19 protein-coding genes are annotated in these 13867 nt (G+C 73.2%); 13 read left to right on the top strand and 6 right to left on the bottom strand.

The window, feature by feature from the left end:
• Positions 1–17: 17 nt before the first annotated feature.
• Both OG943_RS11020 and OG943_RS11025 read left to right on the top strand, forming a co-directional pair.
• Complete coding sequence (locus OG943_RS11020) at positions 18–632, top strand: TetR/AcrR family transcriptional regulator (protein WP_328609625.1); 615 nt, start codon at positions 18–20, stop codon at positions 630–632.
• A 61-nt stretch (positions 633–693) separates the two neighbouring features.
• Positions 694–1320 carry a DsbA family oxidoreductase gene (locus OG943_RS11025; RefSeq protein WP_328609626.1) on the top strand — a complete coding sequence of 209 codons (627 nt, stop codon included), beginning with the start codon at positions 694–696 and terminating at the stop codon, positions 1318–1320.
• 63 nt (positions 1321–1383) lie between these two features.
• On the opposite strand, the gene OG943_RS11030 is transcribed toward OG943_RS11025, so the two are convergent.
• Positions 1384–1884 carry an ATP-binding protein gene (locus OG943_RS11030; protein WP_328609627.1) on the bottom strand — a complete coding sequence of 167 codons (501 nt, stop codon included), beginning with the start codon at positions 1882–1884 and terminating at the stop codon, positions 1384–1386.
• A 320-nt stretch (positions 1885–2204) separates the two neighbouring features.
• Between OG943_RS11030 and OG943_RS11035 the strand changes: the two genes are divergently transcribed.
• From OG943_RS11035 to OG943_RS11050, 4 genes are all read left to right on the top strand, one after another.
• Positions 2205–2717, top strand: coding sequence for a SigE family RNA polymerase sigma factor (locus tag OG943_RS11035; RefSeq protein ID WP_328609628.1), 513 nt, complete (start codon positions 2205–2207; stop codon positions 2715–2717).
• Positions 2714–3412, top strand: a complete 699-nt coding sequence (locus OG943_RS11040) for a hypothetical protein (protein WP_328609629.1) — start codon at positions 2714–2716, stop codon at positions 3410–3412. Before OG943_RS11035 ends, OG943_RS11040 begins: the two co-directional genes overlap by 4 nt.
• A gap of 117 nt (positions 3413–3529) precedes the next feature.
• Entirely contained in the window at positions 3530–3769 is a 240-nt protein-coding gene (locus OG943_RS11045; RefSeq protein ID WP_328609630.1) for a hypothetical protein, read from the top strand.
• Between the two features lie 169 nt (positions 3770–3938).
• Positions 3939–4379, top strand: coding sequence for a nuclear transport factor 2 family protein (locus OG943_RS11050; RefSeq protein ID WP_328609631.1), 441 nt, complete (start codon positions 3939–3941; stop codon positions 4377–4379).
• A gap of 77 nt (positions 4380–4456) precedes the next feature.
• Here OG943_RS11050 and lepB read toward each other — a convergent pair whose 3' ends face one another.
• Both lepB and OG943_RS11060 read right to left on the bottom strand, forming a co-directional pair.
• Positions 4457–5380, bottom strand: a complete 924-nt coding sequence (lepB, locus tag OG943_RS11055) for a signal peptidase I (protein WP_328609632.1) — start codon at positions 5378–5380, stop codon at positions 4457–4459.
• 89 nt (positions 5381–5469) lie between these two features.
• Positions 5470–6225, bottom strand: coding sequence for a crotonase/enoyl-CoA hydratase family protein (locus OG943_RS11060; RefSeq protein ID WP_328609633.1), 756 nt, complete (start codon positions 6223–6225; stop codon positions 5470–5472).
• A 76-nt stretch (positions 6226–6301) separates the two neighbouring features.
• On the opposite strand from OG943_RS11060, the gene OG943_RS11065 reads away from it, so the two are divergent.
• Entirely contained in the window at positions 6302–6853 is a 552-nt protein-coding gene (locus tag OG943_RS11065) for a TetR/AcrR family transcriptional regulator (RefSeq protein WP_328609634.1), read from the top strand.
• Between the two features lies 1 nt (position 6854).
• Here the strand turns inward: OG943_RS11065 and OG943_RS11070 are convergent, their stop codons facing one another.
• Both OG943_RS11070 and OG943_RS11075 read right to left on the bottom strand, forming a co-directional pair.
• Complete coding sequence (locus OG943_RS11070) at positions 6855–8489, bottom strand: thiamine pyrophosphate-binding protein (protein WP_328609635.1); 1635 nt, start codon at positions 8487–8489, stop codon at positions 6855–6857.
• Complete coding sequence (locus OG943_RS11075; RefSeq protein WP_328609636.1) at positions 8486–9265, bottom strand: cyclase family protein; 780 nt, start codon at positions 9263–9265, stop codon at positions 8486–8488. The genes OG943_RS11070 and OG943_RS11075 overlap by 4 nt, the downstream gene beginning before the upstream one ends.
• Positions 9266–9411: 146 nt before the next feature.
• Between OG943_RS11075 and OG943_RS11080 the strand changes: the two genes are divergently transcribed.
• Both OG943_RS11080 and OG943_RS11085 read left to right on the top strand, forming a co-directional pair.
• Positions 9412–9972: an HD domain-containing protein gene (locus OG943_RS11080; protein WP_328609637.1), complete on the top strand. Its 561-nt coding sequence runs from the start codon at positions 9412–9414 to the stop codon at positions 9970–9972.
• Positions 9973–10051: 79 nt separating this feature from the next.
• Positions 10052–10486, top strand: a complete 435-nt coding sequence (locus OG943_RS11085) for a L,D-transpeptidase (RefSeq protein ID WP_328609638.1) — start codon at positions 10052–10054, stop codon at positions 10484–10486.
• 16 nt (positions 10487–10502) lie between these two features.
• On the opposite strand, the gene OG943_RS11090 is transcribed toward OG943_RS11085, so the two are convergent.
• Entirely contained in the window at positions 10503–11063 is a 561-nt protein-coding gene (locus OG943_RS11090; protein WP_328609639.1) for a CGNR zinc finger domain-containing protein, read from the bottom strand.
• A gap of 92 nt (positions 11064–11155) precedes the next feature.
• Between OG943_RS11090 and OG943_RS11095 the strand changes: the two genes are divergently transcribed.
• Genes OG943_RS11095 through tsaA form a run of 4 tightly spaced genes read left to right on the top strand, consistent with a single transcriptional unit; the run spans position 11156 to position 13794 of the window.
• Positions 11156–11617 (top strand): VOC family protein, encoded by a 462-nt coding sequence (locus OG943_RS11095; protein ID WP_328609640.1) that lies wholly within the window; start codon positions 11156–11158, stop codon positions 11615–11617.
• Positions 11618–11622: 5 nt separating this feature from the next.
• Positions 11623–12501 (top strand): pyridoxamine 5'-phosphate oxidase family protein, encoded by an 879-nt coding sequence (locus OG943_RS11100; RefSeq protein ID WP_328609641.1) that lies wholly within the window; start codon positions 11623–11625, stop codon positions 12499–12501.
• A gap of 23 nt (positions 12502–12524) precedes the next feature.
• Positions 12525–13307, top strand: a complete 783-nt coding sequence (locus tag OG943_RS11105; RefSeq protein WP_328609642.1) for an alpha/beta hydrolase family protein — start codon at positions 12525–12527, stop codon at positions 13305–13307.
• On the top strand, positions 13291–13794 hold the full coding sequence (tsaA, locus tag OG943_RS11110; RefSeq protein ID WP_328609643.1) for a tRNA (N6-threonylcarbamoyladenosine(37)-N6)-methyltransferase TrmO: 504 nt from the start codon (positions 13291–13293) through the stop codon (positions 13792–13794). Before OG943_RS11105 ends, tsaA begins: the two co-directional genes overlap by 17 nt.
• Positions 13795–13867 lie beyond the last annotated feature (73 nt).

A 13867-nucleotide genomic window follows, 5' to 3' on the forward strand; every position in this document is an offset into this window, starting at 1 on the left:
GCCAGTAGACTGTGCCGATGCCTGAAGACGAGCCGACCGTCCGGCCGAGCAGCCTGCGCAAACGAGCGGCGGTCCTCACCGCCGGCCGTGCGCTCTTCCTCGGCGACGGGTACGAGCGGACCAGCGTCGACGCCGTCGCCGCCCGGGCCGGGATCTCGAAGCGCACCGTCTATGACTACTTCGGGGACAAGGACGGGCTGTTCGACGCGGTGATCGTGGATGTGGGCGCCGAGGTCGTCGAAGCCGTGCGCGGGGCGGCCGACGCGGAGCTCACGGCCGGCCGTGACATCCGCGAAGCGCTGCTCGCGTTCGCCCGCCGGATCGCCATCGACACGGTGGCGTCGTCGGAACACCGGCTGCTGCGGCAACTCGCGAACACCGAGCGGCGGACCCGCCGCGCCCTGGCCGGGTTCGACGACCAGCCCGAGGCCCTGCTGGCCGAGCGCTTCGCCGAGCTCACCCGCGAAGGCGTGCTCAGCACGGCGAATCCCGGCCGGGCCGCGCAGCACTTCGTCGCTCTGACGTTCATGCTGGCCCTCGACGTGACCCGCTCCGCTTCGGGAGAGGACGCCGACATCGACGCCTTGCTCGTGGACGGCGTTGATGCCTTCCTCCGCGCCTATCACGGGTGAGCTGCCCTTACCCGTAAGTGCGTACTTCAAGATCACGTGCGCTTTCCTTAGGCTGGCGCGCATGCGTGTGGAAATCTGGAGCGACATCGTCTGCCCGTGGTGCTACCTCGGCAAGGCCCGGTTCGAGGCGGCGCTCGCCTCGTTCGAGCACCGGGACGAGGTGGAGGTGACGTTCCGGGCGTTCGAGCTGGACCCGTCGCGCGACACCGTGGAGCCGGTGCAGCAGCTGCTGGCCGGGCGGTACGGGCCCGAGGCCGTGCAGATGGAGGAGCGCCTGGCGGGCCTCGTGGCGGCCGAGGGGCTCGGCTACCGCGTCGACCGCGAGGTCGGCAACACCTTCGACGCGCACCGCCTGCTGCACCTCGCGCGCGAGCAGGGCGTGGAGAACGAGATGGTGAACGCCCTGTTCACGGCCAACTTCGCCGAGGCGCGCCCGCTGTTCACCGGCAGCACCCTGCTCGACGTCGCGGCCGAGGCGGGGCTGGACCGGGCGGCGGCGGAGCGGGTGCTCGCCGATCCCGCGGCCTACGCCGAGGCCGTCCGCGAGGAGGAGCAGGAGGCCGCGCGGCTCGGTGCCACCGGCGTGCCGTTCTTCGTGCTGGACCGCAAGTTCGGCGTCGCCGGCGGGCAGTCGGTGGAGGTTTTCACGCGGGCGCTGGAGCAGGCCTGGGGTCAGCGGGCGGCCTGAGCGGGTCGCGCGCCGAGCGCCTCTACTGTGGACGCCGCGGCTCGGTGTCCACAGTAGACCAGCTCAGCCGGACCAGCCGCTGAGGCGGTTGAGCAGGCGTTCCAGCACCTCGGGGTCGGCGGCGACGGGGGCGCCGGAGACCGGCTCGTCCACCAGGGTGCGCCGCTCCTGGCGGCGGGGGAGCCGGACCTGGCCCGCGGAGAGCCCGCCGGGCAGCGGCAGCTCGCACCAGGTGGTGCGGCCGGCGGCGCCGCGGGGCTCGACGCCCATCCGCTCGCCGGGCGCCGGCCTCGGCGGTCTGGGGTCGGGCAGGTCGTCCTCGACCTCCACCAGCAGCACGTCGCCGCGCAGCTGCAGCCGCACGGTGACGAACGCGGGCGCCGCGGGGCGGCTCTGGTCCACGACGTCGCCGACGAGGCGGGCGGTCGTGGCGGTCACCTGCTCCACCATCGGCAGCAGGGACCAGTCGGTCAGGAGCAGGCGGACGAACAGCTCGGTGCACGGAACTGCACTGGGCTGCGCCACCAGTCGGAGATCGTCCACCTGGGTGGTGCGCGCGCTCAAGCCTCACCTTCCTCGTCGGCTTGCGGGCCCGGCCGAGCGGGACCGTGCGGGCATCATGCCACCGCCGCCACGCCGGTGGTCGGCGGGAGGGCGGTGTGGGTGTCCGGGCGGTTACGCCCGTGAAACCGCCCTGGGAACGCCGCAGGTCAGAGCTTCGCCGCGAAGGTCTGGACCAGTGGTCCGCGGGCCGGTGCCCGGCGGGACCCGAAACTGTGAACGAAAGACTCCGGCCCGCCCCTCCGAGAAGCCGGGCGGCCGGCGGCTCAACCTTTTGCCGCCGTCGCCCGTCAAACCCGGCATGTGCGCGCGCAAGGTCCCTGATGGCCCGAGGTGACGCCGAATTCGCCGAGTTCGTCCTGGCGAGCTCGGCGCGGCTGCTGCGCGCCGCGTACCTGCTCACCGGCGACCGTCACCAGGCCGAGGACGACGTCCAGACCGCACTGGTCCGCACGTACACCTCGTGGGGGAAGATCCGGCGGCAGGACCCGTTCGCCTACACCCGCCGGGTGCTTTCGAACCACGTGATCGACCGCTGGCGCCGCCCGATCCGCGAGGACGCCACCGAAGAGCTGCCCGAGCGGGCCGTCATCCGGGACTTCACCGATGGCGTCGTCACGCAGGAATGGCTGATGCGCGCGCTGGCGGAGCTGAGCGCGCGGGAACGCGCGATCGTGGTGCTGCGGCACTTCTGGGACCTGTCCGAGGCGGACGTCGCCGCGGAGCTGAAGGTTTCGCTGGGGACGGTGAAGAGCACGAACTCCCGGGCGCTCGCGAAGATGCGTGTCGCGGCCGGACCGGAGCTGGTCGAGTGCGTGGCGGGGAGGGCCTCGTGACGGACCTCGACGGCCTGCGCGCCGCCCTCGCCGAACCGCCTGCCGAGACGTTCGCGGAGGTCGACCTGGCGCGGGTGATGCGGCTGGGCGGCCGCCGGCGCCGCTACCGCCGTCTGGCCACGGGGACGGTGGCGCTGGCCGCGGTGGCGGCGGTGGCCGGCACGGTCGTCGGCGTGCAGCAGTGGCGCGCGCCCTCACCACCGGCGGTCGGGGCGCCGCCCGCGGCCACACCCGGGTGGCCCACGACGTCCGACGGCGTGCAGATAGGCGAGGTCATCGACACCGGCGCCGTGGACAAGGAGGGCGAGGTGGTGCTGTACCTGCGCGCGCTCGACCCGGACCGGTACCAGCCCGGACCGGAGGCGGGGCGGTACCAGCTGGTGCTCGGCCATCGGGCCGGGAAGGACGTCACGGCGGACGTGGTGACCGGCTCGCCCGGCGTCACGGAGGGCTTCCACGCGCTGACCGCCGGCCGCCCGGGCCGCGACGTCCCGTTCTACGGCTACTACGCCGGCCCCGCGCGGCGCATCATCGCCGAGGCGGGCGGGCTGATCTACACCGCGGCGACGTCGGTGGTCGAGCCGGCGGGCGTGACGGTCTTCTGGTTCCCCCGCAAGGACGCCGGGGCGCTGGCCGCCCTGCCGGCCCTGCCGATGTACGTCTACGACGGCGACGGCCACCGACTGCCGTCCTGAGCCCGCCCAGGCCCCGCGATCACCGGGGTACCCCTGGCGGGGGTCGCCCGCCCGTGGGACGGGGCTTCAGTGTCCGCGCGTCCCGGTGCATGGTGGCCCCTACAGGGAGGGGAGCCGATGGGGCAGGACGATTTTTCCGGGCCGATCGTGGCGGGCCGCCAGGTGACCTACCGGCCGGGCGGGTGCCGGTCCGGGGCGCGGCTGGTGTGCCGGCGGGGCGTGGTCGCCGGGGGAGCGGTCTTCGACGAGTACACCGACATCACCTGGGTCCCGGTCCGGGTGGACGGGCGGGCCCTGGACACCGAGCCGGAATGGGTGCGTGCCGAGAACATCATCGAAGTGGGGGCCGGCGCGTGACGGCCGGCGACACCGCCACCCCGATCTTCGACACCGTGGTCTCGGAGATCGGCCGCCGGGCGGACCCGAAGCCGGAGCCGGACGGCTCGGAGGAGCCCGCTGACGACTGAGGCGCGGCTCTCCGTACAGTCGGTCGGAGGCCACCCTCCCTCGACCGCTGGAGTGCCCGATGCCGGAGTCCGCCCGGGCGATCGAGAACCTGATCCTGACCTACGCGGCGTGCGTCGACGCGGGGGACTTCGCCGGCGTCGGCGAGCTGTTCGCCGAAGGAACGTTCCGAGGCGGCGGCACGCCCGCGACCGGCCGCGAGGCGGTGGAGCGGTACTTCCGCGACACGCTGATCGTCTACGCCGACGGCACGCCCCGGACCCGGCACCTGACCACGAACCTGCGCGTCGACGTGGACGAGGCCGCCGGCACCGCGACCGCGCACACCTACTGGACCGCGCTGCAGGCCGTCGAGGACCTCCCGCTGCAGCCGATCGCCTCCGGCCACTACGACGACCGCTTCGCCCGCCGCAACGGGCAGTGGCGCTTCACCGAGCGGCGCCCGTCCGTCGACCTGGCGGGAAACCTGAAACACCACCTGAAGCCCAGGGCCCAGCCGTGAGTGCACTGTCCTGATCGGACAGTCGTGATCGGACGGCCGGTGCGCCCGGCCCGATGAGGGACCGGGCCGCCCGAGGCCTACTGGCGCCGCTTTTTCCGCTGTCCTAGGCTTTCCCGCACCCGGCGGCCGAGGAACAGGGTCGGCACGGACAGGGCCGCGCCGACGCCGAGCGGGAGGCCCTGCTGCCACGCGGGCGCGCCGAGGGCGACCGCGGTCGCGCTCTCCTGCGCGTTGTAGTCGCTGACCCCGCCCCAGCGTGAAGGCGGCAGCACGATGAAGCGGGCCTTGCCGATCACGTTGGCCACCGGCACCGTGCCGTTCACCCCGCCGCCGCCCTGGCAGCGGGAGTCGCAGGAGTCGTTGCGGTTGTCGCCCATCACCCAGAGGCTGCCCGCGGGGACCTTGACCGGCGGGAACGGCTCCTGCACCGCGTTCTTCGAGTCGAGCCAGTGGACGTAGGGCTCGGTGAGCGCCTTGCCGTCCACCATCACCCGGCCCTGCGGGTCACAGCACTGTACGGTCTGGCCGCCGACGGCGATCACCCGCTTGACGAAGTCACGCTCGTCCGGCGGCGCGAAGCCGACCAGCGAGCCCACTTCGCGCACGGCCTTGGCGAAGAAGTTGCTCGGCTCCTGCGGCGCGATCTCGTTCTCGGTCCACGGCTGCGGGCCGCTGAACACGATGACGTCGCCGGGTCCGGGATCGGTGAAGTCGTAGGTGACGCGGTCGACCAGCACGCGGTCGCCGAAGCAGCCGGTGCAGCCGTGCAGCGTGGTCTCCATCGACTCGGACGGGATCATGAAGACCTTGCCCACGAACTGCTGGATCAGGATCGTGAGCACGAGGGCGATCACGATCAGGATCGGGAGTTCCTGCCAGAACGGGCGTTTCTTGCGCGGCTTGCGGCCGCGCCCGTCCGGGCCGGAGGACTCGCCGGGGTCGTCCGGATCCGGACGTTCGGGGTCACTTCCGGCGTGCTCACGGGGAATGGGGTCGGCCACCGCGCCAGGTTACCGGTGCCGGGCGGATGCCCGCCGCAGCGCCGTCGATCACGATCGGGGTGTCGCCGCCGGTGGCGTCCGGACCTGGCTCAGCTGCCGGCCGGGTCGTGCCGCGTGGCGAAGCGGTTCGCGCCGGCGAGGGTGTCGCTCGCGAGCGACACCTGACCGTGGCGGAACTCGTTGGCCAGCGCGGCTTCTTCGTCCAGTCCGTCCTGCTCCAGCACCGACGCGCGGTCCTCGCGCAGGCAGGTCTGCGGAAACGCGGCCAGCTCGAGGCCCAGCTCCACCGCGGCGTCCAGCGCGCCGCCCGCCGGGACGACGCGGTTGGCCAGGCCCATGCGCAGCGCCTCGGCCGCGCCGACCGGGCGGCCGGTGAGGATCAGGTCCATGGCGTGGCTGCGGCCGATCAGCCGGGGCAGCCGCACCGTGCCGCCGTCGATCAGCGGGACGCCCCAGCGGCGGCAGAACACGCCGAGCACCGCGGTCTCCTCGACCACCCGCAGGTCCGCCCAGATCGCCAGTTCCAGCCCGCCCGCGACGGCGTGGCCGCTGACGGCGGCGATCACCGGCTTCGTCAGCTTCAGCCGGGTCGGGCCCATCGGCCCGTCGCCGCCGGGCTCGGCGCGGTTGCCGGCGCCCGAGCTGATCGCCTTCAGGTCCGCGCCCGCGCAGAAGGTGCCGCCGGCGCCGTAGAGCACCGCGACGGAGCTGGCCGGGTCTTCGTCGAAGGCGCGGAACGCGTCCGCCAGCGCCGCGGCCGTGGCCCGGTCGACGGCGTTGCGGCGTTCGGGGCGGTTGATGCCGATGGTGGTCACCGGTCCGCGGTGGTCGACGAGCACGGTCATGAGGCCCCTTTCCCGGGCGTCGGGCGAGATTTTCACAGTCCGTCCGGACTGTCAAGGAAGCCGGTAGGGTCGGCCCGTGACCTCCACCCGCCAGGCGCAGCACGCGCGGACGCACCAGAACCTGCTGGACGCGACCGTGCGCTGCCTCGTCGAGTTCGGCTACGCCGGCACCACCACCCAGCGGGTCCAGGAGCGGGCGGGGGTGTCACGCGGGGCGCTGCTGCACCACTTCGGCTCGAAGCAGGAGCTGTTCGTCGCCGCGATCCACCACGTCGCCGAGGGGCAGCTGGCCCGCGTCCGCGAGGAAGTCCGGGCGGATTCACTGCGCGAGCTGGTCGCCGCCTTGCGGGCGTCGATGTCCGGGCCGCTGTACCTCGCGGGACTGGAGCTGTGGATGGGCGCGCGCACGGACCCGGCGCTGCACGCGTCGCTGGTCCCGGCGGAGCGCGAGCTGGGCCGGGAGCTGCGGGCCGCGTTCGCCGAGGTCTGGCCGTCCGAAGAGGACAGTCGCGTCGCCTTTGACTCCCTGCTGGTGCTGCTGCGCGGGCTCGCGCTCACCAGTGTGCTGCGCGAGGACGAGGCTCTGGCGGACGCGATCGTGGAGCGGTGGCTGGCCGGGCGCGTCTGATTCAGTGCCCGAATGCCTCCGCGAGCCACCAGGAGCCGCCGTCGTCGGCGACCTTCGCGTCGATCACCAGCGGGGCGCCGCGCGGGCCGTCGAGCCAGGCGGTCACCGCCGTGAGGTCCGACGGCTCGCGCACGGTGATCCCGGCACAGCCGAAGCCGCGGGCGATCGCGGCGACGTCGGTGTCCGGGAACTGCACCGTGCCCAGGTCGGCGCCGGTGAAGTGGTGGACTTCCGCGCCGTAGGCGGCGTCGTGGTAGACGATCACCACCAGTGGCAGCCCGAGCCGCACGGCGGTCTCCAGCTCCGAGATCGCCATGTGGAACCCGCCGTCGCCCACGCCGAGCACCGGCAGCCGGTCCGGGCGCGCGAGCGCGGCGCCGATCGCGGTGCCGAGCCCGAGCCCGACGCACTGGTACGCCTGGGTGAAGCAGAACCCGTTCTCGTCCGGCACCGAGAGGTACGCGCTGGGGTAGCCCATGAAGTTGCCCGAGTCGATCGACACCACCCGCTGCGCGGGCAGCAGTTCGTCGAGCCGCGCGCTGAGCGTGCGCGGGTCGATGCGGCCGCCGCCGGAGCGGTCCTCGTGTGCGACGTCGTTCCACCGCACGCCGCCGGCGAGGCGCGCGGCGACCTCGGGGGAGCGATAGCCGGCCGCGTGGTGGCCCCGGGATTCCAGCAGCTCCAAGACATCCACGGCGGTGGCCCCGACGTCGCCGGCCACGCCCAGGTCGACCGGCCGGTGCGCGCCGAGCGCGGATTGCGCCCGGTCGACCTGCGCCAGCCGCGCGTGCGGCCCGAGCAGCTTGCCGTGGCGGGTGGTCCACTGGTTCAGCGCGCAGCCCCAGCCGACCACGAGGTCCGCGCCGGTGATCAGCTCGGCGGCGAGCGGGGACGAGAACCCGCCGCTGATCCCGAGCGCCCACGGGTCGTCGCGGAAGAGCCCGTTCGCGACCGCGGACGTCGCCAGCAGCGCGCCCGACACGTCCGCCAGCGCGCGCAGCACGGTGGCCTGGCCGCGCGCGCCGCGACCGGCGATGAAGACCGGGCGCCCGGCCCCGGCGATCAGCCCGGCCAGCGCGCCGGCCGCGCCGTCCTCCGGGCGGACCGCGGCCGGGCCGGTGAGCTCCGGCAGCGGCGCGGGCTCGGGCGCTTCCTGCTCCTGGACGTCCAGTGGCAGGTTGAGCAGGACCGTCCGGCTCTGCTGCGAAGCGGTCCGGTACGCGCGGACGGTGTCGGCCCGCGCGCTCGCCGCGGAGTGGACGCGTTCGGGCACCGCGCTCACCGCGACGGCGAGCGCGTCCTGGTCGACGGCGAAGTTCGACAGCACGGCGGACCCGGCGGTGTCGGCGGCCAGGACGATCATCGGCGTGCGGCTCTTGGCTGCCTCCGTGATGCCGGTGACGGCGTTGGTCAGGCCGCAGCCCTGGTGCAGGCTGAGCACGGAAACCTCGCCGCTGAGCCGGGCGTACGCGTCGGCCATGCTCGCGGCGCCGCCCTCGTGGCGGGCGGCGACGAACCGGACGCCCGCCGCCCGCAACGCGTTGGTCACCGCGAAGTTGCCGCTGCCGACCACACCGAACACGAGCCCGGCACCGAGGTCGGCGAGTGTCCGCCCGACCAGCTCGGCGACCTTCATGCGGCCCGCTCCACGAGCGCGAGCACCCGCGCCGGGCTGCCGGACCCGCCGACGATCGGCAGCGGGCTGACCACCAGCAGCGTCCCGGTGGCCGGCAACGTGGCGAGGTTCTGCAGCTGGGTGAGGCCGAACTTGCCCGCGCCGAGCAGTAGTTCGTGGCACGGGAAGGCGGGTTCGAGGCCGGGCGCCTGCCCCGCGTCGGTGCCGACGGTTTCCACGCCGAGCCCCGCGATGGCCGTCTCTTCGGCCAGCCAGCGCGCACAGTCGGGCCCGATGCCGGGGGTGTGCGAGCCGGCCTCGTCGGCGTTGAGGAATCGCTCCTGGTCGCTCGCGTGCGCGTCCCAGCCGGTGCGGTAGAGCAGCCAGCCGCCGTCGGGCAGCGCGCCGTGCTCGGCCTCCCACTCGTGGACGTCGTCGACCGACAGCAGGAAGTCCGGGTTGCCCGCGGCTTTCCGGGACGCGTCAAGCACCACGGCGGGCGCGACGAGCGTCCGGAGCGGCACCTGCGACACGTCGGCACCGTCCTTTCCGGACACCCAGTGCACGGGCGCGTCGAAGTGGGTGCCGGTGTGCTCGCCGGTGTGGATGTCGTTCCAGTACCAGCGCGGCCCGCGCTCGTCGTAACGGCTGATTTCCTCCAGCCGGAACGGGATGGTGTTCGCGAACGGCTCCGGCAGCTGCAGGATCGGGGTGTCCGGCGTCAGCGGCGCGGTGAGGTCCACGACCTCGATCCCGCCGCCGGTGATCGCCGCGCTCAGCTGGGCCAGCAACGACATGCGTCCTCCAGTGCTCGTCCGGGAGTGCCTGCGGGTGACCCTAGTGCGGGTGCAGGACTCGTGAGTGTTTATGACGGTTAGAACCGTCATAAACACTCACGAGCCCTAGGCTGGACGCCCATCACCACCGTCCATCGGGAGTCACCGTGTCCGACGCCTCCGCCGCACTGGCCGCCTTCGGTTTCGAGCTGGGGGTGCTCAAGCGCGTCCGCCGGACGGGCTGGTGGCAGGTCGGCGTGCGGGACCCGGAGTCGGTGGCCGAGCACACGATGCGCGCCGCCCAGCTGGCCGCGCTGATCGCCGCGGAGGAGGGCGCGTCGCCGGAGCGGGCGTCGTTCCTGGCCCTCTGGCACGACACCCAGGAGACCCGCACCGGCGACCTGCCGCACACCGCCGCGCCGTACCTGGCCAAGCCGGACCCGCGCGCCATCACCGAAGACCAGACCGAAGCGCTGCCCGGCGCCTCCCAGGCCGTCGTCCGGGACGCGGTCGACGAGTACGAGGACCGGGAGTCGCCGGAGTCCCGCTGCGCGAAGGACGCGGACAAGCTGGAGATGCTCCTGCAGGCGCTGGAATACCGGGACCTGGGAGCGTCCTCAGTGGACGAATGGCTGGCTTCGGCCCAGCAGGGTCTGTACACCCGGACCGCCCGTGACCTCGCCGCCGCGGCGCTGGAACTCACGCCGCTGTCCTGGCGCACCCGTTAACCCGTTCGGATCTTGAAACGGTTGGAAAGCCACCGACCGGGGAATCCTCTTACCAGTGGGACTACTCGGGAGGCGCACGATGAAACGGAGTATCACAGCGGTAATCGCCAGTGCGGCCGCGGTGGCGGCGACCATCGGGTTCACCGGCAGCGCGGAGGCGGCGGGACCGCCGTGCGGCGCCCAGGCGAAGGCCTGCGTGCAGCTGCACACCAACACGGCGTGGCTGATGGACGGCGGCGCCGTGGTGCGGGGCGGGGTGCCGATCACCGTCGGCAAGGCCGCGTTCCCGACGCCCGCGGGCACGTTCCGCGTGCAGTACAAGGACATCGACCACTACAGCAAGCAGTTCAACGGGCCGATGCCGTACTCGGTCTTCTTCACCACCACGGGCGTCGCGTTCCACCAGGGCAGCCTGAAGGTGCAGTCCCACGGCTGCGTGCACCTTTCGCACGCCGACGCCGTGGCGTTCTACAACGCGCTGCACCCCGGCGACGTCGTCCAGGTCGTGAAGTGACCGGCCTCGCCGTAGCTCAATCCTTACTGCGCGCGTAGTGCCGCGCGGCCTTGGCGCGGTTGCCGCAGGTGGCCATGGAGCACCAGCGGCGGCTGCGTTTCGGGCTGGTGTCGTAGAAGTACAGGACGCACTCGGGGTGCGCGCAGCTGCGAACGCGGGACGCGTCGGCGGTGAGCAGCTCCAGGTAGTTCACCGCGGCGAGCCAGCCCGCGCGCTGGTCCGGGTCGGCCACCTCGGCGACCACTTCCGGGCCGGACGCGCCGAGAACCGGGCGGTGCCGTCCCCAAGCCAGCACGGTGTTCAGCCCGTCCAGCGCGGCGTTCAGCTCTTTCCGGGTCCCTTCACGCGCCGAGCCGAGTTCCGCGGCGGAGGCCTTGGTGTGCGCGCGGATCGCCTCGCGGGCGGTGACCAGGGCCGACCGCGCGGCGGCGGTGGCGGGCAGGCCGAGGTCGTTCTGCTCCAGCCAGATCCGCATGCCGCCGGTGTCGGTGAGCAGGTCGGCGGGCCCGCCGCGTCCGATCCACGTGGTGTTCAGGAGGTCGAGGCCGAGGGGCTCGCCGAGGAGGGGCCGTTCCATGCCGCTCATCCTAACCCATGATGGAGCATTGACAGGTTGTCCTATAACTGGTCATAGTGGTTCTGCTGGTTAGTTGGACCGAAGGAGACCCCGTGACCACGTCTGTTACGCCCACCGCGGTGAAAACCGGGCATGTCGGCTTGAACGTCACCGACCTGGCCCGCTCACAGGTCTTCTACGAACGGGTCCTCGGCCTGCAGGTCCTGCAGAGCGGCCGCGACGGCGACCGCGAGTGGGCGTTCCTCGGCCGCGACGGGCAACTGATGATCACGCTGTGGCGCCAGTCCGAGGGCCGCTTCGCCACCGCGCTGCCGGGCCTGCACCACCTCTCGTTCCAGGTCGGCTCGCTCGACGAGGTCCGGGCGGTGCGGGAAGGGCTGCTCGCGCTTGGCGTGGAGCTGCATTACGACGACGTGGTCCCGCACGCCGAGGGCAGTGACTCGGGCGGCGTGTTCTTCACCGACCCCGACGGCATCCGCCTCGAGGTGTACGCGCCGAGCGGGCTGGCCGGCGCCCCGGCCGCCGGTGAGGCCCCGGCCTGCGGTTTCTTCTGATCCCCGTGGGCGTCTACCACGCGGGTGAGCTGGCCGCGCAGGCCAAAGCCGGGGTGAGCGCGGAGGCGGCGCGGGTCGGCGCGATCGTCCGCACCTCCGTGCCGGCGGCGGCCGCCGCGTTCCTCGCCGAGCGGCCCATGATCGTCGTCGGCGCGGCGGACGAGGACGGCCGGATGTGGGCCTCGCTGCTCACCGGGCCGCCGGGGTTCCTGCGGGCCGAGAGCGGCCGGGACGTCCTCGACATCGCCGCCGAACCGCTGCCGGGCGACCCGCTCGCCGGGGTGCTGCACCGGGGCGGCCGGGTCGGCGCCATCGCGGTGGACCCCGGCACGCGGCGGCGGATGCGGATCAACGGCGTCGCCGAGCCGGGCCCACACGGCGTGCGCATCGTCGCGGACCAGGTGTACTCCAACTGCCCCAAGTACATCCAGCGCCGTGACCTGCTCGCGGTGCGCGAGGAGCGGCAGGCCGAAGTGACCGTGTCGTCCACATTGGACAGCGCGGCTTCGGTTCTGGTGGGCAGTGCCGACACGTTTTTCCTCGCCACGTCCTCCGGAAGCGGCGACTGTGACGCCTCCCACCGCGGCGGCGGGCCCGGCTTCGTCCGGGTCCACGACGAGCGCACGCTGAGCTGGCCCGACTACCCGGGCAACACGATGATGATGACACTCGGCAACCTGGAGCAGAACCGGCGCGCGGGGCTGTTGTTCGTCGGCTGGTCGAGCGGGACCACGGTGCAACTCACCGGTACCGCGGCCGTCGACTGGACGGGGCCGGCGCGCGAGACCCGCTTCACCGTGGAGCAGGTGCGCCGGACGATCGGGGCGAGCCCGTTGCGCTGGGGCGAGCCGGAGCTGTCCCGGTTCAACCCCGCCGTCGCGTGAATCCCGCCCGCTAGGCTGACGGGATGGATCTCGCCGTGCGCTACGGACCGGAGCCCGACCAGGTCGCCGACGTGTTCTTCCCGCCCGACGCCGCGCCCGCAGCGCTGGTTCTGGTGCTGCACGGCGGATCCTGGCGGGTCGAGAACGACCGGGGCTACCTCGAGCCGGAGGCACGGGCGCTGGCCGCGAACGGTTACGCGGTGGCGAATGTGGAGTACCGGCGCGTCGGCGCGGGTGGCGGCTGGCCCACGACGTTCACCGACGTCGCGCTCGCGGTCGACACCCTCCCGGCGCTCGTCGCGCGGCAGTGGCCCGGGCGCGTCGACACCGAGCGAGTGGTGCTTCTCGGTCACTCCGCGGGCGGGCAGCTCGCGCTCTGGGCGGCGGCGCGCGACCGGCTGCCCGAAGGCGCGCCGGGACGGCGGCCCGGACCGGTGCCGCTCGCCGGAGTCGTCGCCGTGGCACCGGTCTCCGCACTGACCGAAGCCTTGCGCTACGCGGGTGGGCTCGGCGCCGTCACCGGCCTGCTCGGTGGTGGCCCCGAGGACGTGCCCGGCCGGTACGCCGCGGCGGATCCCCTGACGCTCGGCCCGATCGGGGTGCCGGTGGTGGTGATCCACGGCGACCGGGACACGGCCGTGCCGCCCGTCATGTCGCGTCTGTATACCGAGGCGACCGGCGCCGAGCTGGTGACCGTGCCGGGCGCCGGGCACTTCGACATCACCGTGCCCGGCGGTCTCGCGTGGACGTCCATTGTGGACTCCGTGGGACGGCTGGCGGAGGAGCGGTGTGTCCGGCTCCCGTGACGGGCGGCTGCCCGCGATCGGTTTCGTCCGCACCGCCCGGACGGAGCTGGAGCGCACGCCCGTCCAGGCGGCCGCCAACCGCGGCGAGGAGGGCGTGCTGGAGATCGAGGAGGAGTACGCCGAGGGCCTGGCCGGGCTGGCCGGGTTCGACTACGCGTGGCTGCTCAGCTGGCTCGACCGCCCGGACCGGCCGTCGGCCGAGCTGACGCAGGTGCCGTACTTGCTGCGCCGCGAGCGGCGCCGGATGGGCATCTTCGCCACGCGCGGGCCGCGGCGGGTGAACCCGATCGGGCTGAGCCTGGTGCGGCTGCTGGAGGTCTCGGGCCGCACGGTGCGCTTCGCCGGCGTCGACCTGCTCGACGGCACGCCGATACTGGACCTCAAGCCGTACGTGACGAAGTTCGACCGGCCGCCGGGGGAGCCGCGGTGCGGCTGGTTCGACGGTGTCGCGGTGCCCGAGGGCGTCACTCCGGAGGACCTGGCCTGAGTAAAACGGGCGTTACCTGGCGCCATGGGGAACCCCGATTTCCCCTTGTGGTGCAACGGATCAGCGAGTAAAG

This window comes from Amycolatopsis sp. NBC_00345 (assembly GCF_036116635.1).
Taxonomy (GTDB): Bacteria; Actinomycetota; Actinomycetes; order Mycobacteriales; family Pseudonocardiaceae; genus Amycolatopsis.